The sequence below is a fragment of the Robinsoniella peoriensis genome, assembly GCF_000797495.1.
Lineage (GTDB): Bacteria > Bacillota > Clostridia > Lachnospirales > Lachnospiraceae > Robinsoniella > Robinsoniella peoriensis.
The window spans coordinates 904,791-924,177 of sequence record NZ_JTGN01000001.1 but is presented as its reverse complement, the minus strand read 5'-3'; the positions used below and the strand labels follow the sequence as shown (position 1 = coordinate 924,177).

The 19,387-nt window shown below is 42.8% G+C and carries 18 protein-coding genes and 1 pseudogene; 12 read left to right on the top strand and 7 right to left on the bottom strand.

All coding sequences use genetic code 11. From position 1 onward, the window contains the following. Nucleotides 1–211: 211 nt before the first annotated feature. Entirely contained in the window at nucleotides 212–1,627 is a 1,416-nt protein-coding gene (locus QR40_RS03800; RefSeq protein ID WP_044293384.1) for a sedoheptulokinase, read from the bottom strand. 90 nt (nucleotides 1,628–1,717) lie between these two features. Then, a complete protein-coding gene (locus QR40_RS33930; protein WP_242849012.1) occupies nucleotides 1,718–1,891 on the bottom strand; it encodes a 4Fe-4S cluster-binding domain-containing protein in 174 nt (57 codons plus the stop codon). A gap of 135 nt (nucleotides 1,892–2,026) precedes the next feature. On the opposite strand from QR40_RS33930, the gene QR40_RS03795 reads away from it, so the two are divergent. The 4 genes from QR40_RS03795 to QR40_RS32995 all read left to right on the top strand — a co-directional run bounded on the left by QR40_RS03795 (nucleotide 2,027) and on the right by QR40_RS32995 (nucleotide 4,196). Next, nucleotides 2,027–3,190 carry an ROK family transcriptional regulator gene (locus QR40_RS03795; RefSeq protein WP_044293383.1) on the top strand — a complete coding sequence of 388 codons (1,164 nt, stop codon included), beginning with the start codon at nucleotides 2,027–2,029 and terminating at the stop codon, nucleotides 3,188–3,190. A 107-nt stretch (nucleotides 3,191–3,297) separates the two neighbouring features. Further along, the gene (locus tag QR40_RS03790; RefSeq protein ID WP_044293382.1) at nucleotides 3,298–3,591 is read left to right on the top strand and encodes a hypothetical protein; all 294 of its coding nucleotides are present in this window, start codon (nucleotides 3,298–3,300) and stop codon (nucleotides 3,589–3,591) included. After that, nucleotides 3,588–3,962 carry a hypothetical protein gene (locus QR40_RS03785; protein ID WP_044293380.1) on the top strand — a complete coding sequence of 125 codons (375 nt, stop codon included), beginning with the start codon at nucleotides 3,588–3,590 and terminating at the stop codon, nucleotides 3,960–3,962. The genes QR40_RS03790 and QR40_RS03785 overlap by 4 nt, the downstream gene beginning before the upstream one ends. Nucleotides 3,963–4,052: 90 nt before the next feature. Next, nucleotides 4,053–4,196 carry a hypothetical protein gene (locus QR40_RS32995; RefSeq protein ID WP_276325416.1) on the top strand — a complete coding sequence of 48 codons (144 nt, stop codon included), beginning with the start codon at nucleotides 4,053–4,055 and terminating at the stop codon, nucleotides 4,194–4,196. 94 nt (nucleotides 4,197–4,290) lie between these two features. Here QR40_RS32995 and QR40_RS03780 read toward each other — a convergent pair whose 3' ends face one another. The 3 genes and pseudogenes from QR40_RS03780 to QR40_RS33510 form a co-directional block, all read right to left on the bottom strand. Next, entirely contained in the window at nucleotides 4,291–4,974 is a 684-nt protein-coding gene (locus QR40_RS03780; protein ID WP_081998775.1) for a flavin reductase, read from the bottom strand. A 54-nt stretch (nucleotides 4,975–5,028) separates the two neighbouring features. Continuing rightward, on the bottom strand, nucleotides 5,029–5,943 hold the full coding sequence (locus tag QR40_RS03775; RefSeq protein ID WP_044293379.1) for a helix-turn-helix transcriptional regulator: 915 nt from the start codon (nucleotides 5,941–5,943) through the stop codon (nucleotides 5,029–5,031). Nucleotides 5,944–6,191: 248 nt separating this feature from the next. Beyond that, a pseudogene (locus QR40_RS33510) lies at nucleotides 6,192–6,977 on the bottom strand (relaxase/mobilization nuclease domain-containing protein); the annotation flags it as partial. Here QR40_RS33510 and QR40_RS03760 point away from each other — a divergent pair. Beyond that, nucleotides 6,936–7,478 carry a sensor histidine kinase gene (locus tag QR40_RS03760; protein WP_052430679.1) on the top strand — a complete coding sequence of 181 codons (543 nt, stop codon included), beginning with the start codon at nucleotides 6,936–6,938 and terminating at the stop codon, nucleotides 7,476–7,478. The pseudogene QR40_RS33510 and the gene QR40_RS03760 overlap by 42 nt on opposite strands. A 12-nt stretch (nucleotides 7,479–7,490) precedes the next feature. Here QR40_RS03760 and QR40_RS03755 read toward each other — a convergent pair whose 3' ends face one another. Continuing rightward, nucleotides 7,491–7,982 carry a GNAT family N-acetyltransferase gene (locus tag QR40_RS03755; RefSeq protein WP_044293376.1) on the bottom strand — a complete coding sequence of 164 codons (492 nt, stop codon included), beginning with the start codon at nucleotides 7,980–7,982 and terminating at the stop codon, nucleotides 7,491–7,493. Nucleotides 7,983–8,177: 195 nt separating this feature from the next. On the opposite strand from QR40_RS03755, the gene QR40_RS03750 reads away from it, so the two are divergent. From QR40_RS03750 to QR40_RS03720, 7 genes are all read left to right on the top strand, one after another. After that, entirely contained in the window at nucleotides 8,178–8,942 is a 765-nt protein-coding gene (locus tag QR40_RS03750; protein WP_330373632.1) for a LysR family transcriptional regulator, read from the top strand. A 383-nt stretch (nucleotides 8,943–9,325) separates the two neighbouring features. Continuing rightward, nucleotides 9,326–11,089 (top strand): sensor histidine kinase, encoded by a 1,764-nt coding sequence (locus tag QR40_RS03745; protein WP_044293374.1) that lies wholly within the window; start codon nucleotides 9,326–9,328, stop codon nucleotides 11,087–11,089. Nucleotides 11,090–11,203: 114 nt separating this feature from the next. Beyond that, a complete protein-coding gene (locus QR40_RS03740) occupies nucleotides 11,204–12,793 on the top strand; it encodes a response regulator transcription factor (RefSeq protein WP_152614161.1) in 1,590 nt (529 codons plus the stop codon). A 159-nt stretch (nucleotides 12,794–12,952) separates the two neighbouring features. Then, entirely contained in the window at nucleotides 12,953–14,326 is a 1,374-nt protein-coding gene (locus QR40_RS03735; protein WP_027292054.1) for an ABC transporter substrate-binding protein, read from the top strand. Nucleotides 14,327–14,531: 205 nt separating this feature from the next. Continuing rightward, nucleotides 14,532–15,461 (top strand): carbohydrate ABC transporter permease, encoded by a 930-nt coding sequence (locus QR40_RS03730; RefSeq protein WP_044293371.1) that lies wholly within the window; start codon nucleotides 14,532–14,534, stop codon nucleotides 15,459–15,461. Next, nucleotides 15,451–16,323, top strand: coding sequence for a carbohydrate ABC transporter permease (locus QR40_RS03725; RefSeq protein ID WP_052430678.1), 873 nt, complete (start codon nucleotides 15,451–15,453; stop codon nucleotides 16,321–16,323). The genes QR40_RS03730 and QR40_RS03725 overlap by 11 nt, the downstream gene beginning before the upstream one ends. A 62-nt stretch (nucleotides 16,324–16,385) precedes the next feature. Next, nucleotides 16,386–19,199 (top strand): alpha-L-rhamnosidase, encoded by a 2,814-nt coding sequence (locus QR40_RS03720; protein ID WP_044293368.1) that lies wholly within the window; start codon nucleotides 16,386–16,388, stop codon nucleotides 19,197–19,199. A gap of 45 nt (nucleotides 19,200–19,244) precedes the next feature. Here QR40_RS03720 and QR40_RS33505 read toward each other — a convergent pair whose 3' ends face one another. Then, a complete protein-coding gene (locus tag QR40_RS33505) occupies nucleotides 19,245–19,310 on the bottom strand; it encodes a DUF6783 domain-containing protein (RefSeq protein ID WP_377146713.1) in 66 nt (21 codons plus the stop codon). Nucleotides 19,311–19,387: the final 77 nt, after the last annotated feature.

The window sequence follows — 19,387 nt, the reverse complement described above, 5'->3', positions numbered from 1 at the left end:
CAGATATTAGTAAAAACGCCCGTAAAGCCTATAAAATAAGGATTTGCGGACGTATAAAAAGTTATAAAGAGATAATCAGAAACTTATTAAATTAAACAGAATAAAAAAGTTGGAATTTTACAAGAATAACTAAAATAAACACAGATTCCGGTACACTTTGAAATCCTATTCAAACAAGGAATTACAGAAGTGAGCCGGAATGGTTCTTTTATTATCTTAATTTTAACCCTAATAAGCCGCAGCCGTAAGCGGCTTCTTCTTTTATGTCCGGAATGGTAAGTTCAGCTTTAAATGTACTGGCAAATAGCTGCTGGAGCATAGGATTCATCCGAATTCCGTTCCCGCTTCCAACCAGGGTTTTAATAGGTTTTACATCTTCTGGAAATTGTGTATACAAATTATAAAGTTCATCGCAGATACCCTGAAGGATCCCAAGGGTAAAATCGCCGGGATGGAAATTTGCTACCTTAAGATTTTGAATGGAGCCAGTAATAGAAGCATCCTGCCTTGTACCGCAAAATCTTGTGTCTACATTTAGTGCCTCACCATGGGCAGCTGCATCAATAGCCATACGGTTCATGACCTCATATGTGGAATTCTGAGGTATGATGCCAAACTGTGCCAGCGTCTCTTGAAAGAAATTTTTCAAAAGAGAATAGGAATATCCGCCGCACAGAGAGGAGCCCGCCAGCAGATAGGTGTCTCCCAGGTAAGGCCTGCATTCAATTTGCGCTGACTGGTAGGGAGTCCGAGTCATAATGGAAATCTGGCTGCCGGTACCTACATTTACCAGACAGGCATCTTCCGAATTCATAGATGCCAGGAAGCTAGCCTGATTGTCACCGAGGGCTGCCGTAACCGGAATACCGGTGTCTGTTTCGCCAATATAGCATTCACCGCAGGCAATTTCAGGCAGCATATCTGCTGATAAACCAAGAGAGGTGACTGTCCCAAGATCAAATTTATTGCGTTTTATATCGTACATTCCAAGACTGGCTGCCATACTTTGGTGAATCAAAGGGGTTTTCCGGTTAGCCAGGCGCATAGCAATGTAGTCTGGAATTGTGCACAGATAAGCGGCATCAGAAGGAATCAGCCGGTTCACATGATTATAAAAATGTGTTGTCATGCCGAATCCGGTAGCCATAGCATATCCTGTCCTGGCAGTTAAAAAACCTGCGTACGTCAATATATTCCGGCAAGCATTATCTCCTTTGCCATTTTGACCGTCAATATGGCCCCAGTCATCTTGCCAATCGGTATTGTCGCACTGATTCTGCCAGTCAGAACCGACTCTGTCATCTTGCCGGCTAATATCCCCTCTCCCATCCTGCCAGGTAAAGAGGGGGCTTACAGCCCGCCCCTTCTGATCCACATACAGAATTCCATGCATCTGCCCGGTGATACCGATGCTGGCAATGTCTGAATGAGATATCAGATAATGATTTGCCATTGCAATGCAGGTGTCAAGAATTTTAGCCGGATCCTGCAGGCGCTCAAAGGATTGGGCGGCTGCCAGGGTGGATTTATTCGGCTTTGTGACGGAATCTAATAAAGTTTTTGTTTCTGCATCAATTAGAACGGAACAAATGGTCGTTGTTCCAATATCTATACCAATAGATTTCATGAAATTCTCCTTTTATTTTTACGCAAATTGCAGACTGCGTATCCACATGTTTGATCATATCTTAGTATTTCAGGCGAGCAAGCTAAGAAGTTAACATATGCGCAGGGGATGAACATACGGTATATGTATAGTAAGCCCCTCGGGATTACCACACCAGGGACAGCGCATATTGCAGCCTTGTAAATGATAAACCAAACGATTACCCGGTCCGTCGTGTGAATAGTTAAAATCTTTTTCAAAATAAGCTATATCCAAGTAGAACACCTGTCTTTCTATATATGAAATATAGCATGTGAATTGGAGTTTGTCAATTGATTTGACAAACTATTGAAAATAGATTATGATTATTGAAAAGATTGTTTAATCTAATCGAAAGCCAAATAAGAAAAGGGGAATACCATGGGGAATGCCAATAATATGAAGCTGCGCAACCAAAGGAGTATTATAAATTTTCTGCGGCAGCAGCCTATGTCAAGGGCGGAGTTAGCCAGGCAGACAGGACTGACCAGAGCTGCTATTTCAGTTTTAATTGATACATTGCTGGGTGAAGAAATTGTATCTGAGGACCAGCTGGTTACCGGGAAAGTAGGCAGAACGTCTATGACCATAAAGTTAAATCCGCAGAAATACAGAATTTTGTCCATTAATATTGCAAGGGATATCTGCAGCGTAGGACTTTGTGACTTTTCAGGAGAAATTCTGATGGTAGAAAAGTTTCCCCAGAAAAAAGAAATATCGGCAAAACAGATGCTCAACTATCTTTATCAGAAAGCAATGGATTTTTTAAAAAAGGACAGAGGTGCGGACAGACTGCTTGGTATTGGGATTACAGCACCGGGTCCTTTAGACAGCATAAAGGGAACAATTCTAAAACCTTCGAATTTTGAGAATTGGCATCAGATAGAAGTTGTCAGTTATTTTAAGGAAAAGTTTGAGTGTCCTGTTTATATGGAAAATAATGCCCAGGCATTGGCTATGGCAGAACGATATTATGGAGCAGGTGTCCGGGAAGAAAGTTTTCTGGAATTAGTTGTGGATACCGGAGTTGGCGGGGGATTGATCTTAAATGGCAAACCATACAAGGGTTTTCATGGATACTGCGGTGAGATCGGACATACTACGGTTAATTTGGATGGGGAACGCTGCAGCTGCGGGAATCATGGCTGCCTGGAACTTTATGCCGCAATACCAAATATTTTGCGGTCTGCCATGGAAAAAGATAAATCCTTAACCAGCTGGGAAAAAATAATGGATGCTTATGAAGCAGGAGACGCCGCCGCTGTATGGCTGGTGGAGCGGGAGTGCCGTTTACTGGCAGCAGCGTTAACTACTATGATGAATCTCCTGGATGTGGGGGTGATATTTGTATCAGGAGAATTATTATACAAAGGAGCTTTCATATATCCCTGTATGGAGCAATTGATGAAGGATCAAATGCTTGGTCACAGGGGGAGATCCATAAGGATCTGTCCATCCGGTTTACCTAAAGAATCGGCTATGATAGCCTGTTTCAATCTGGTTTTAGAGAAGTATGCGGCTGGTTTTGAAACAACAAAATCATAAATTAATATTTCAGCAACAAAAGTCAAACATATTACAAATAATAAAAAGCTATTCTCTTATCATCAATTGAAACACAGACAATACAACAAGAAGTGGAGAATAAGAAAATGGCGAAATCAAAATTAGTAAAAACGAATCAAAAAATTGCTAAAGAAGTAATTGGCGGCTACAAGAAGATTGAGACGGGAGTAGTTGATGGTTACAAGAAAATTGAGACAGGTGCAGTCGGTGGTTACAAGAAAATTGAAACGGCTGCAGTAGGTGGCTTCAACAAAATTGCCGATAAGTTCGTGGATAATTATCTTACGAAAGAAGGCGAATCAGTTGAAGAAGCACGAGCAAGGTTAACAGAAGAACAGAATAACAGAAAAGCATCCAGAAAGGCAGGTATCCGACAATGAAAAAAAGTACATTTGTATCTATGATCTTAGGAACAATTGGTGGAATTTTATTTTCTTTGGGTATGTGCATGGCGTTGATTCAGGAGTGGAATGCCTTCAGACCAGGAATTATTATGGGAACAATTGGTATAGTAGTGCTTTTTATCATGGTTTTTGTCTGGAGAAGGATGGAAAACAAGGCGCCCATCAGGCTGTCCGGTAAAACAATTGGGGCAGCGCTGATTGGTATTATGGGAGCGTTGCTTCTGGGTGTAGGAATGTGTCTTACCATGGTGTGGAGCCATATGGTGGCCGGTATCGCGATTGGTATCTTAGGAATTATTTTAATCCTTTGCCTGATACCTTTCGTGAAAGGATTAAGAGAAGCGTAACCAGCTTATAGGATAAGCTGGTTCATAAGCATCACTTGACAAGGGTAAACAACTTCGTGTAAGTGGCGGTTGAGTGGATAAGCGAAAAAAATTAAATTCTCCCCGGACAAAAGCACACAGCGCCGTCAACTTGACGAACTTCTGAATTGTGTTGATGAAACCGATCTTGTTATAGTGACAGACACTGTACAAGGAATCCAGAAAGCCAAAGAAGCCAGAAAAGCGGAGGTGTGATAGCCCCCGCTTTTTCATCTGACAATACAACATTTTTTTGTTGCAGCAGCGGCCACTTTGTAGACTTCGGGCCAAATTGACCCGAAGCAAACGCTTAATTCGTAACCCACTCAATAGGAACATCCGGTTTCAATGTTCCGTGATTTATCGGCGTAATCTCACCTGTTTCTGGATTGGTCGGTTGGTCGATTTGATATAAATATCCGCTCTTTCCGTATCTGCCGAGCATACTTTGGTCGTAGCGTTCTCTATCCATACAAATGTTGACGGCTTTCAATGCAACTGCAACTTCTTGACTTTCCTCGAAAAGCTCATGTTCCCACAAATATTCACATTCGATATTCAAAAAGCATTCTTTAATTTGTGGAGCATTTACAATTATGGCTTTCTCCGCAGTTAAGCCAGAGGCGGTAATTTCATCTGTTTCAAACTGATTGTTGCCAATCGTTTTTATACAGCGGTCATAAATGTCGATAGAGGGGAAATTTAATACACATACTTTTGTTTCTTTCAGCGATTGATACATATGACCGCCTCTATTGACCTTTCCCATGATACATATAAAGTTGTCAGCTCCACTTCCGGCAAAGGTAGACCAAGATTGCAGACAAGCGTTTTCCTTACCGTTCGATTTCCAGCCTGTAACGAGGTATACCAACGATGGCATGGCTGTTACAAAATCGTACCACGACAAATTACCACAGGCAGCAAAGTATTGCACCGCTTCATATCCGGCAAGTTTTTCCGGCCTCTCTGTAATAGATATTTCTTTTTTCATATTCAATTCCTCCTTATTTTAATCGTAACACATGTAATACGACACCGTTGTGTCCTATTCCTCGTATTGAGCTAACATGTTTTTGGCCTTTTTACGGATTTCATTCACTAATTCACAAGGTTCAATAACTTTTACTGCCTCTCCATAACTAAGTATCCATTGAACTAAATAATTATAATTTGTAAAAACATTTTCAAAAAGCAGTTTGCCAGATTGATGATCTAATGTCATACATTCCGGGCCATATTCATCAATCAGTCTATATTTTACACTCATATCAAAAAGGGCTACCAGTTTTATATCGTCACGCCAAATATATTGGTCAAAATCAAGTTCTTTTTCTGAAATAAATCTTTCCTCATAATTTGTTTTTAGATTCTGTAATTTGCTTAAACGATTTAATTTGAAAAGTCTATAATCTTGTTGAGTAAGGCAGTACCCGTAAACATACCATGCAAACCACCTAAATATTATAAAATAAGGCTCAATGGTACGTTCACTTTCTCCTTTTTCAGAATAGTAGTGGAATAAAATCAGTTCCCGATTGTTAATAGCCTGTTTTATTAAATCTATTTTTTCAGTTAGGCTTACTTGATAAAACGAGGCTAAACTAATAATAATTCTGTTTTGATCGGAAAGGATTGAGCTCTTATTGTGACTTAGTTTCTCCATCAGGCTTTGAGTATAAGGGTATTTTGAAATGGTATCAATACTCTTGAGGCCCATAAAAATTGCACTCAAATCTTTTTGTGTCAGTATTGTTTTATCAATTTTATAACCTTCTTCAATGGAAATCCCCCCGCCATATCCTTGCATGGACACAATAGGGATACCAGCTTTACATATATCATCAATATCACGCTGGATAGTCCTGCATGAAACCTCGAATCGTTTGGCTAATTGAGAAATTGTTACTTTTTCCTTTTGCAAAAGTATTGTAATAATACCGATAAGACGGTCTATCTTCATATAATCACCCCATGCCATTATAACATGGAATAGGACATATGTATGTCTTATTTCTTTGTTATCTTTTTCAGCCTACCGCTAAACGGCAAGCGATGCAAGTGTCTATACACTTGCGAATTTTCCATGTTCCGGCCTCCGCCGAAACCTGAAAAATCCTGCTTGTTGGGGCCAGCCCCAAACCCTGCGGAACCTCGGGCTAACTTGGTCCGAAGTCCCGGTGCTTCACTTGGCTGGTTGCGTCTCATTCGCTATCGCTCCTGTTCCTTGTTTTTCTCCTGCCCAGTCAGGCCGAGCAGATAATTAATGTTTGCCTTCGCCGTCGTGACTTCCCGCTTTTCCCGCCGGGCCTCCCGGTACTCGGCGTAGAGCGCCTTTTTCTCCGCCGCCAGCCTGCGGCCTTCCTCTTTGAGCCTATCCATTTTGGGGAGCTTTGCGCCGTCCAGAATGGTGCTCATGGTTGCCCGCGCCGCCCGGTAAATCTCAATTTCCGCCTCATGCTCTGCAAGATATTTCCGGCTGTACCGGGCCGCTTTGTACGCCTCGAACACCGGGCGGGTTTTGGCATAATTGACCGTAGCCCCTTTGAGCTCCGTGTCGGTGGCAAGCGCGGCCTCTACTGTCTTGATTTTTCCGGCCAGCGTGTGAAAGTGCTCCGTGGCCTGTTCTGCTTTCTTCTCCAACTGTTCATATTCCGTCAGGCCGTTGTCCTGCAAGTAGGCCAGAGCCGCCGCCCATCTGCTTTAGATTGAATACCTTCGCCCACCGTTCATAGGCAGGGCCCTTACCTTGAAGCCGGGTCTGAATATCAATAATCAGATTGAGCTTGCGGCCCTGTTTCACAAGCTCCGCCGCCCGGTCGGACGGAAAGGGGGGAGTGGTCCTCAATAACGGCCCGTATATCCTCCGGCCCGCAGCCTTCCCCGAGCGTGGAGGCCCGGCAACGGGTAAACCGTTCCTGTCCGGGAGCCTGGAAGGAGAGAGCCGCCGCGCTCATGTTTCACCTTGTAGCCCGCCGCCTCCATCAGCGAGAGAAATGGAATTCAGAGTATCAATTTGTATTTGAAGAAACAGATTTTACAGAATTTGTACGTGAGGTAGTAATTGAATATATGGATGATTTTGAAAGAGAGGAGATGGAGCTGGAATTCCAAATCCCTGAGGATGAAGTGAGGCTTTCAATAGCAAAGACAGAGATCAGAAGAGTAATCGGTAATCTTTTAATTAATGCAATAAAGCATAATCCTCCCCATACAAAAGTACGTTTGAAACTTTATGAAGAGGATCATAACGAGATATTATTTGAAGTTGCGGATAATGGTGAACCGATTCAAGATGAACTAAAACTGCATATGTTCGAACCCTTTGTTAGCGGAAATGAGTCCAGAACATCCGGCAGTGGAAGCGGTCTTGGGCTTAGCATCTGCAAAAAAATTATGGAAAAGCACCGTGGCAGTCTCACTTACCATGAAACAGCAAACCATTGGAAATGCTTTCGAATCCGTTTTGATTCGTCTGCTAACAGAGAATACTATTAAAATGGACATGGTTTAATTAAATGGAGCTGTCAAATGAAAAAAATCACAGTCCTTATAAGGATGGTCAAATTGTACTGGCAGATCTTTTTCACGAATTTTAACGAAGCCTGCTTTTTCGTAAAATTTATGTGCACGTTCCGTGTTTTTAGGTGTATCAAGAAATAGCTCCTGAAACCCGTGCTGCTTTGCAAAAGAAAGCAGTTCGGCATATAATTTCCGGCCTAAATAAAATGGTTTTCCCCGGTAATCCTGTTTTACAAAAAACTTTTTTAATACACCGATACCGTGGCTGCAATGCATAAGACCGATACTCCCTACTATATTCCCATAATCTGTGGCTACCCAAAAGCAGCCTCCTTCTGAAAAATATTTTTCCCGGATACATAGCAGTTCAGGCTGGTCATATACGGTGACGGCTGGCCTGGTTCCATCATTCTGGCATCTCAGTACAAGTGCGATAACTTGATCTCTGTCAGTTTCTTCATATAATCTAATCTGAATCATTTTCATTCCTCTCCTTGCTTTCTGTAAATGTTGTAATAATAGCAGCTTTGGTTTTTAACTGATTGGTTAACATCCTCAAACAGTTGTTGTCATAACCTGTTGTTCCATTTATAATAACATCAAACTATACTTTGAACAAATTGAAATTATAAAAATAATAGTTCAATATTTTTGAATAAAATGCGGAGGTGGATTATGGATCTTAAATATTTACAAACCTTTCAGACAATTGTGAAAGAGGGGAGTTTTTCAAAAGCCGCTGTCAAACTGAATTATACACAGTCAACCATTACCTTTCAAATCGGTCAGCTGGAACAGGAACTTTCAGCCAAACTGTTTGAGAAAATCGGAAGGCGTATGGTTCTGACAAAAGCCGGAGAACAACTGATTCCTTATGTGGAAGACGTGATTAATTCCGTAGATAAGATGCGGTGCTTTGAACGTGATCTGGCAAAATGCCAGGATAATTTACGGATTGGAGTGGGAGAATCGCTGCTTTGCTATCTGCTGCCTTGCGTACTGAAGGAATTTCATAATCGGGCACCAAAAGCGAAACTGTATCTTCATTCCATGAACTGTTATGACATTCGTGATGAATTAATGAACGGAACTCTTGATATAGGGTTATTTTATGAAGATGTCGGAGGATTCGGAACGAATCTGGTTACCTATCCCTTTGGAAACTATCCCTTAACACTTGTGGCTTCTCCGGAAATAAAGCAGGATTATCCCGATTTTATAACACCCAATCAGAAGATTTCCCTCCCATTGATTATCAATGAACCCAATTGTATTTTTCGTCAGATATTTGAACAGTATCTTCGGGACAAAGCGATTCAGCTGGATCATACAATTGAATTATGGAGCATTCCAACGATTAAAAATCTCGTAAAAAACAATACGGGCATCTCTTTTCTCCCACGATTTGCAGTCCTGGATGAATTAGAGAGGGGGAATTAACGGAGATTTCCACAGATATTATGAATGTGCGTATATCCGCTGTATGCGGCCATCATAAAAATAAATGGATTAGTCCTGCTATGGAGCTGTTTATCCGGCTGGTAAAAGAAAGTACCCAATAGAATATTGGCATATAACCATAGAATTTTGACATACGAGCTGTAATAAAAATCTGATATAATTATGAAAAATACCCCTGCTTATGAGAAAGAAAAAGCAGGGGATTTCGCTATTACCAATAACTGGAATGGAATATTCATCCAGAAACGAGACGCAAATGCTATGTTATAAGCATTTTTTTATTAAGTACTTGTGCAGGGGCTGAATCATTTTACCGGCACGACATTTTCCATGGTAGAATATATCAATAGGAGGGTTTTTTCATGCGTAAGATGATTGGAAATATATCCTGGAAAAAGATTATTAAAAATCTGTCCATTCGTCAGAAGATGCTGCTGGCGCTGACACTCTGCGTTATTCTGCCCATTATTCTGCTGGGAATCATTATCACAACCAGGGTGCTGCGCCTCAGTGAACAGAACCAGTATGAGATCCAGATTAACCAGCTGACAAAATCGGGAAAAGATATAGAAAAATTATATGATACTGTAATTCAGGAGATATCGGCTTTGGCAGGTGACCGTTCCATACAGGCAATCGCAGCAGGGAATGCATCTGTCATGGATTTTAAGAATGCAGCTAAAAGTATGCTGGAAGCAAGTGAAAAGATAAACAGCTGCAGTAGTATCGCACTGAGTAAAAATGGCCAGGTGCTGTTTCAGAGGGGACCGCTCTATATGGATGAACGGGAAAATCTGGACTTTACCAGGCAGATTGAAGAGGAAAAGGTACCGTATCTGTGGGCAGCAGAGCATCCTGTCACATTTAAAAGGGGAATTAATGTAAGTACTTTGAGTCAGCTTTCCTACTATATGACCATTATGAAGGGGCTTACCCTGGAGAATGAAGGCGTCATCAGTGTTCACATCAATGCGCCTGAATTCATCGGTCAGTTTTCACCTTATCAGGGAGAGAATATGATTGCAGATGTATTCATTTTAGATAAACAAGGTGAGGTGCTTGTAGAAAACAGTAATAATGAGGAACTTAAAAATCTGTGCTGGGAAGAATTCCTGAATCAGGAACAGGACGGGGATTCCGGTTATTTTCCGGTTAAGACAGGCAATGAGGGATATATTGTATTATATGCTAAATGCGGTTCCGGCGGATGGTATTTATTTCAGGTTGAGAAGAAACTCTCCATTTATAATACCCAGATTATTTTTATTGTCATTGCAGTGCTTCTTTGTGTGGTGTTTGGGTTTGTTTACAGTATGATACAGAACCGGACCATTATTATGCCGCTGCATCACTTATCAAACCGTATTGATGTTGTAAAAAGCGGTGTGCTTGAGAAGCGGGATTATGAAACGGCGCACGATGAAATGGGGAATGTAGAAAAGGGATTTGAAGATATGGTTTCCCATATCAATGAGCTGATCAATCAGGTTTATATCCAGACGATCAAGACTCAGGATGCGGAAAGAGAAATGCTGCTGGCGAAGATGAATCCGCATTTTCTCTATAATTCGCTGGATTCCATGCACTGGCTGGCAATCCGGAATAAGGATTATGAGGTAAGCGAACAGCTGGAGGCGCTGGCAGATGTGTACCGCCATATCCTGCGGTTTGGAGAAGGGATGATCTCGGTTCAGGATGATATGGAGTTTATTGACAATTATCTCTTTCTGCTTGATTTCCAGATGGGTGACCGGGTAGAATTCAGGAATGATATACCGGAGGAGCTGCATTGTTATTTAATACCAAAGCTCATCACCCAGCCGCTGGTGGAAAATGCTGTCCAGCATGGACTGCGGGATGTGAATACAGGCGGAAAGGTGAAAATCAGGATGCGCAGGCAGCAGGGGGATCTGGTCATTACTGTTCTCGACAATGGAGTGGGCTGCGATGTGGAAAAGATCCGAAATCTGCTAAAAGATAAAGAGGGAAAGGAGGTATTTGCACTGCGCAATATCGATGAAAGAGTCCGGCTGCGTTATGGGGACAGATACGGGCTAAAGATGTACAGCAAAGAAGGCAAAGGCTGTATTGTACAGATCAAAGTGAAGCTGGAGGCAAAAGTTTGAAAGAATTGCAGGCAGTATTTCAGGCAGGCCTGCAATATGCAGAGGGTATAAGTTTGGAAGAAAATTAAAATATAGAAAGGAAGCCACGATGTGATTCTTTCAAACTGTTTTATTATGGCAGTATTGCAGGCAGGCCTGCAATATGCAGTGGGTATAACTATGAGATTAATGGTTGTGGATGACAACAGACAGATACGGGAGGGAATCCATTACGGGATTGCATGGAGTGAGTATGGAGTTGATGAAGTGCGGGAATATGCCGATGGGGAGGAAGCCAGAAAGGCTCTGAACACCTATCAGCCGGATATTATCATAGCGGATATTAAAATGCCGGGAATGGACGGCTTGCAGTTGTTAGAGCATGTGAGAGAGCAAAGAAATAACTGCAGGTACATCTTATTAAGTGCATATTCTGATTTTACATATGCGCAAAAGGCAATTCGGCTTGGGGCGGATGATTATATACTAAAACCCATCAAGCCCGGAAAATTAGTTGAAATAGTGATGAAAAATGCCAGGGAGCTGCTGGAGGCACAAAAGGAAAAGAAGGCTTATTACGATGTATATGAAAAGAGCTTTCTGCATTCCCTGATCAATGGCGGGGAAATAGAGAATGTGGAAAAATTCAGGCAGATGCTGGACCATAAATACCGGCTGAAGCTGTCTGCAAATTATGCGTTCCTTGCGCTCTTCTGGCTGGAACAGGCGGATGGCTCTATTCGGAAAAGACCCATAACAGACCAGGCGGCTGACCAGATACGGGAAAGGCTGCATGAACAGGGTATCGTGTTCGCGCTCCAGGAAGATCTGCTTTTATTTCTTGGCAGAGGTGACCGGTCCCAGCTTCTGAATCTGGATTACCAGTACCAGGTAAAAAATGTAATAGAGGGAGTGAGCCGGGAATGGATGGAGCGGAATCTGGTGATTACCACCGGAATCTCAGAGGCAAGAAGTATAAAGGAACTGCATGTTGCCTATGCCCATGCAAAAGAAGCGCTGGAACAGACCTATTACAGTCTTTCCGGTGCCTGTGTGATCTATACTCATCCCGAAAAAGAAGATAAGAAATTTCCGGAAGAACAGCAGAAAGGCTATATGGAACGGATTGCAAAAAGCGTTCAAAGGTGTGATGCGGCAGAACTTCATATCAATATGGGATCACTGCTGGAAATGGGGCTTAGGGAAAAGTATGACCGCTGTGAGATGATCAGTTTTATAAAAAAACTTTATCTTTATCTGATTCGTCATGGGGGACTGGAAGGCGATCCTGATTTTGAAAGAAGGACCCTTGAAAATGCAGCTCATTATGAAAACGGCATCCTGGAATTTGAAGATTACCTGATACAGGGTTTGCGAAGAGGCCGGGAGCTGACAGAGTCAGAAAATTATTCTGTAATGATTAAGAATATCTGTACCTATATGGATGAACATTACAGTGAACCCATCAGTGTAGATTCTGTTGCTGACGTTTTCGGGCGAACACCGAATTACGTGTCATCCAAGTTTAAAAAAGAAGTGGGAAAAAGTTTTACGGACTATCTGATTGATTTACGTGTTGGAAAAGCATTGAACATGCTGAAATACACAGACCTTCCAATTAGTGAAGTAGCAAAGAAAACAGGTTTTAGCAGTTATGCATATTTTTCCAGAACATTTCGGAAATGCACAGGAAGGAATGCCGGGTCATTTCGAAGTGGAGGCTAAAAGTGTGAAAGAAAATCGCTTTCACACTGCAGATTTGGAAAACAGTGCGGAAAAATGACATGTTTGTGTAGAATATTGGCATAAATGCATATACGCACAACTGCTATAATAAAGCTATCTTCTTAAAGAGAACAAAACAAATACAGGAGGTCAAAAGGGATGAAAAAGAAATTATTAGCAGTAGTACTTGCAGGTACGTTGGCATTGACCATGGCAGGATGCGGCGGAGGTTCCGACAAGGGAGCCGGGGACAAAGCAGCAGAGACGAAGTCAGCAGAGACCAAAACAGCGGAGTCGGAAACAGAAGCATCACAGGGAGCAGAAGCAGCTGGAACGGAAGAGAAAAAGGATACCACTTCTGCAGAGGGAAAACAGGATCTTGTCATTATGATTACAAACCCCGGTGATGTCAATAATGCGGTAGAACAGAAATTGATTGATAAGTTGGGTGATAAATACAATATTATCACCAAGACCTGGGATTCAGCATCGGTAGAGCAGACAGTAAAGACAGCATCAGCCGCTAATGAGCAGATAGATCTGGTACAGTACTGGCCGAATCAGATGAACAGCTTTACGGAGGTAGGACTTGCCACAGATCTGACCCCGTACATGGATGATGAGTGGCGGTCTTCCTTTAACGAAGGCACGCTGGAGATCGGAACTTATGACGATAAGCTATACAATGTAGCTTATAAAACGGTATACCCGGCAATGATCGTTGATCTGGAAGTAACCCGTGCTGCAGGAATCGAGGACAGTGAGATCAAAGACCAGATGACATGGGAAGAATTCTGTGATTTATGCAGAAGAATCGAAGAAAAATCAGACGCATCCGGTGCAGGAATTCCGGATACCTATGCATGCTGGCTTACAAGAAATGCAGTTATGCAGGTATGGGATACCAACGAGGAACTGGATAAATGGAATGCCGGAGAAGTTTCTTTTAAAGATGACCACATAAAAAATGCATTTGAAATGGTGAAATCCGTATTTGATGAAGGACTGTTTTATCCGGGAGAAGGAGCTCTCGCAGTTACACAGGATCAGCTCTATGGTGCTATTTCCTCCCATAAAGTTGGATTTATCTTTGAGCCTACCACTTCCGTTAAGACAACGATTGATAACTCCGGATTAAAAGATTATAAGATCTGTGATTATCCTGCAATGGGTAAAAATCCAACGAATCCGGTACTTGGCGGTTGTGACGGATACTTTATTCCAACCAGTTCTAAGAATGTAGAAGGTGCTGTAGAAGCTATGAAATATCTGACCAGCGAAGAGATCATGACATTCCGTGCGGAAGGCGGTCAGGTACCCTGTGCCAGAATAGCGGAAGGTGCGAATGTAGATGAAGCGTTCATGGAATCAATTTCCAGATGTTCAGAGCAGATCTATCCTACGGAAATCATTAACGTTGGTGCAGAACTGTCTGATTATATGCAGAATCAGATGCCTGCGAACTATATCTACAATGGCGAAGCATCTCTGGATGAATTGGAAGAGTTAAGAGTGGGAGCAGTTAATAAGTAATCGGTTTTCGAAATTCACCGGTTATTAGTACTTAAAGTGTATGCTGCCTCAAAATAAATGCAGCGTTTGTTTTGGGGCAGTATTTTTGTACGCTTTTTTAGAGTTTATTTGAAAATTTAGAGCGTGTTTTAAATACATACATTATCTGGCTATCGGGAGAATCCCAGGCCTGCTTGTAAATCTAAGCTGTAAAGGAGGAAGAAAAATGGCAGAAAAATCTACGGCAGTAAAAAAGGTTGGCAGAAAAGCCATGAGCAGTACACGCAAGCTCCAGCTTATCGGGGGATTGTTCAGTCTGCCTGCATTGGTTATCGTAACATTTGCCACAATTATTCCGGTTATCTGGAATGTGGTTTTAAGTTTTTGTAACTGGGATGGAGTGTCTGCAATGACCTTCAACGGAATTGGGAATTTTATGAAGGTTTTTGCAGACAAATCCAGCATGAAAGCAATCGGCTATTCACTGGTCATTGCCCTGATTGCAACAGCAACGGCCATGGTAATAGGAATTTGTCTTTCCTTACTAATCTATAAAGTAACAAAGGTGGAGGGGGCTATTTACCGCTTTGTGTTCTACAGCCCTGTTATGCTTCCCTTGTCCGTGGTTGGTTTATTATTTACTTTGGTATTAGCTACCGATGAAGGACTTTTGAATAATATTCTGGGTCTGATCGGATTGGAATCTCTGCAAAATGCATGGCTGGCAAAGAAAGGCCTTGTTCTGACCGTGATCGGACTGGTGCAGGGATGGCGCAGCAGCGGTACCGTGATGATGCTGGTGTTTACGGGAATTATCGGTCTGCCGGTTGATTTGTTTGAATCATCCAAACTGGATGGTGCAACCTACAGACAGGAAGTACGCCATATAATCCTGCCCCTTGTGAAGCCTACCATACAGCTGGCATTGTCCATGTGCGTCATGAGTGCTTTCAAAACCTATGACATCGTATTTGCAATGACCGGAGGAGGACCCGGGGATATTTCTAAAACGGCACCCCTGAAAATAATTGAGCAGGCATTTATGTTTAATAAATATGGTCTGGCGGCATCCAACAGCGTAATCTATGCAATCATCGTCATTGTTATTTTAGCCATTTTGAGAAAAGGAGTGGGAGGGGATAAATATGAGTACTAAGACAGCGGCAATTGCCTGCCGGGCACCAAAAAAGAAATTTAATACATTTGCAGTGGTCTGCCGTGTGATATTGATTTCGCTGGTATTGATCTGGATTTATCCCGTGTTATTTTCCCTGCAGACCTCATTTAAAACCCTGGAAGAATTTTTTGCCAATATCTGGGCAATGCCCCATTCCATTGGTGTTGATAACTTTGTAAAAGCATTTACCCAGGGACATATCGGGGAGTATTTTATAAACAGTATTATTATTGCAGCAGTTTCGCTGGTAAGTATAGAAGTAATATCCGTTATGGCGGCTTACTCTCTTGCCAGACTTCGCATTCCCCATACAGGTGTGATTATTATGCTGTGTTTTGCTATTCAGCTGCTGCCCACAGAGACGATTATTATCCCGCTCTACATGATGATGTCCAGGCTTGGGATGCTGGGGGTGAAATATCTGCCGATTATCATTGCCTATGTAGGCTGGTCCATACCCGGAACCACTATAATTCTGAAAAACTTTTTTGACACCATACCAAAAGAGCTGCTGGAAGCGGCAAGAATTGACGGCTCCGGTGAAATCCGCAACCTGTTTAAGATTGTGCTGCCCCTTATGAAAGGAGCGCTGGCAACCTGTATCGTAATGAACTTTACCTTCGTATGGGGAGAACTGATGTGGGCGAAAACAGCGACCATAACAACTGTCAGCGGACTGCCCCTTACCGTAGGATTGATGAACTTTAAAGGTGAATTCGGAACGAACTGGCCCCTCTTATGTGCAGCGATCTGCATGATTGTGATTCCGCTGTATCTGGTTTTCTTATTTTTACAGAAGTATTTTGTATCGTCTTTAACAGCAGGAAGTGTGAAAGGCTAAAGCGTGTCTGAAAATGGTACAAGTATTTTTTAGACACTCACAAGAAAGGAAGGTGGCATACGATGAAGATTCACAGCTTGAAAATAAACCATATCAAACGTCCGCAGGGCTATCTGTATAAGACACTGACTGCATCTTATATTACCGAGAATGATTCCGGGAAGAGACAGGAAAGTGCCAGGATTCTGGTTTCCCGGGATGTAAGTTTTACGGATATCGTATATGATACCGGAAGATCTGCCGGGGTATCCGGATTAGGAACGCAGCTTTCTTTTCCCCTGGAACCAAGGACACGCTATTACTGGAAAGTCAGTGTGTGGGATGAAAATGGAAATGAAAAAGAAAGCCTTACGGAATGGTTTGAAACCGGCCTTATGGAAGGGGGATTTACCGGACAGTGTATTACACCGGATCTTGCCCCGTCCGTACAGCCTACATTTGTAAAAGAATTTGTATTGGATAAAAAGCCGGAGTCAGCCAGACTGTATCTGTGCTGTCTCGGTGTCTATGAAGTGTATGTAAACGGGAATCGGGTGGGAGATGAGGTACTGGCGCCCGGTCTTACGGTTTATCACCATTATGTACAGTACCAGACTTATGATGTAGGGAGTATGCTTCACTGCGGGAAAAACGGTATCGAGGTGATAGCAGGAGATGGCTGGTATAAAGGCTTATATGGATACCGTCAAAATAATGATTACCGGAGTGGAAAAGCATTTGAACTGCTGGCTGACCTGTATGTGGACGGTGAGCTTGTACTATGTTCCGATCTGAACTGGCAGGTGAAAAAGAGTAAAATTATCTTCAGCGACATTTATGATGGAGAATACAGGGATGATACCCTGGATGATTCCGGGCGGTTTCCGGTAAAGGCAGGAAATCTGGATAGAAGTGTGGTGAAGGAACGGCTGGGACTTCCGGTAAAGGTGAAAGAGATCCTGAAACCCGTGGCGGTTATTGTTACCTCCAAAGGAGAAACTGTTCTTGACATGGGACAGAATATGGTGGGCTGGGTTGCTTTTACCTGCCGGGAAAAAGCAGGTACGCTGATCAGTCTGGAGCATGGAGAAGTGCTGCAGGACGGTTGCTTTTATAATAAAAACTACAGGACGGCTAAGGCCAGATATGATTATATTTCCGATGGACAGGAAAAGACAGTACATGCAGCATTGACGTTTTTTGGATTCCGTTATGTAAGAATTACTGGAATAGAGAATGTCCGGCAGGAAGATTTCAGGGGGGAGGTTCTGTACAGCGATCTGGAGGAGACCGGTACGATGAAGACCGGTAACGAGGATCTGAATCAGTTAATTTCCAATATTTTATGGAGCCAGAAGGGTAATTTTCTGGATATTCCAACAGACTGCCCCCAGAGGGATGAAAAAATGGGCTGGACAGGTGATGCACAGATCTTTGCAGGAACTGCATGTCTGAATATGGACTGCTATGAGTTTTTTCGTAAATATCTCAATGACATTTCCCTGGAACAGGCAGATACCAAAGGACTGGTTCCGCAGATCGTACCCTCTGTCGGAAGAAATGAACGGACATCGGCAGCCTGGGGGGATGCAGCCGTGATCATCCCATGGGTCCTGTATCAATATTATGGGGATTCCGGCATACTGGCGGAACAATATGAGAGTATGAAAGCATGGATTTCTTATATAGACAGGCAGAATAGTGAAAACGGAACAAACCCCAGCCTGTGGCAGAACGGATTCCACTACGGGGACTGGCTTGCACTGGACGGCGGATGTTACCATATGCCTACCGGAGGAACAGACGTATACTACATTTCTTCCGCGTATTTTTACTACTCCGTAAATCTGCTGGCAAAGTCAGCCGGTGTTTTAGGAAAAGGGGCGGACTGTGAAAAATACAGCAGGAAGGCAGAGCAAATCCGAAATGCTATCCTCAAGGAGTATTTTACGGCAAACGGCAAACTGAGTATTGATACCCAGGCAGCCTATACGGTGGCAATAGTCTTCGAACTGGTCCGGGAAAAAGAGCAGCTGGAACTGATCAAAGAACAATTTCTGCTGCGGATACGAAAAGATGGCTACAGTCTCAAAACGGGATTTGTTGGCACACCTTTTATTTTAGAAGCATTGTCCAGGTGCGGGCGCAGTGATCTGGCTTTCCGGATCCTGCTTGATAAAGAATACCCCGGCTGGCTGTATCCTGTGACTTTAGGTGCCACTACTATGTGGGAGCGGTGGGATGCACTGAATCCGGACGGAAGTATGAGTGACAGCGGCATGAATTCCCTGAACCATTATGCCAATGGCTCCGTACAGGAATGGATGTATTCCCGGATGGCAGGAATTAAGCCTCAAAGTGACGGCGCCGGTTTTAAACACGTATCTATAAAGCCTCAGATCCATCCGGGAGCAGGGTGGATGGAGACGGTGCTTAAGACAGCAGCCGGTGTATATAAAATCCGCTGGGAAATCCAAAAGGACAATAAAATGTTATTAACCTGCAGCATTCCATTTGATGCCACAGCAGAAATTACTCTGCCCTGCTGTCCTGGCAAAGTAATTCTAAATGGAGAAGAACAGCCATACCAGCCGGAAAGCATAATACCTGCAGATGCAGGCGAGTGGGTATTCGAATATGTACTTTCCGATAATTACCGCCCATGTTATCACTTGGAGGACAGTGTGAAAGAGCTGGTGCGCAATCCGGTCATTAAAGACTATCTGTATAAAAAAGTACCTATGCTGGTTCATACAGATGGAGCGGAGATACAGAATATGACTCTTACTGAGATGTCAAAACTGCCATTTTTTCTTGGGATCGGAACCAGGCTGGGACTGGATGAGGAGGTTTTGGAGGAAATTGAGGGGTATGTTTCCCAGGTACCGAAGCAATAGCCCAGGGAATGTAACGTCCCACTTTGCGGTATATTTGTCCCGAATTCAGGATACGTAGCCCACTACGCGCCCTTCATTCGGAACAAATTTCCCACAAACTGTGATGCGCAGCTGTCAGAAAGCAATTTATAAACATGCGCTCTAATACTACAGCAAACTATTTTATCTTAAACTTGTGTTTTGCTGAG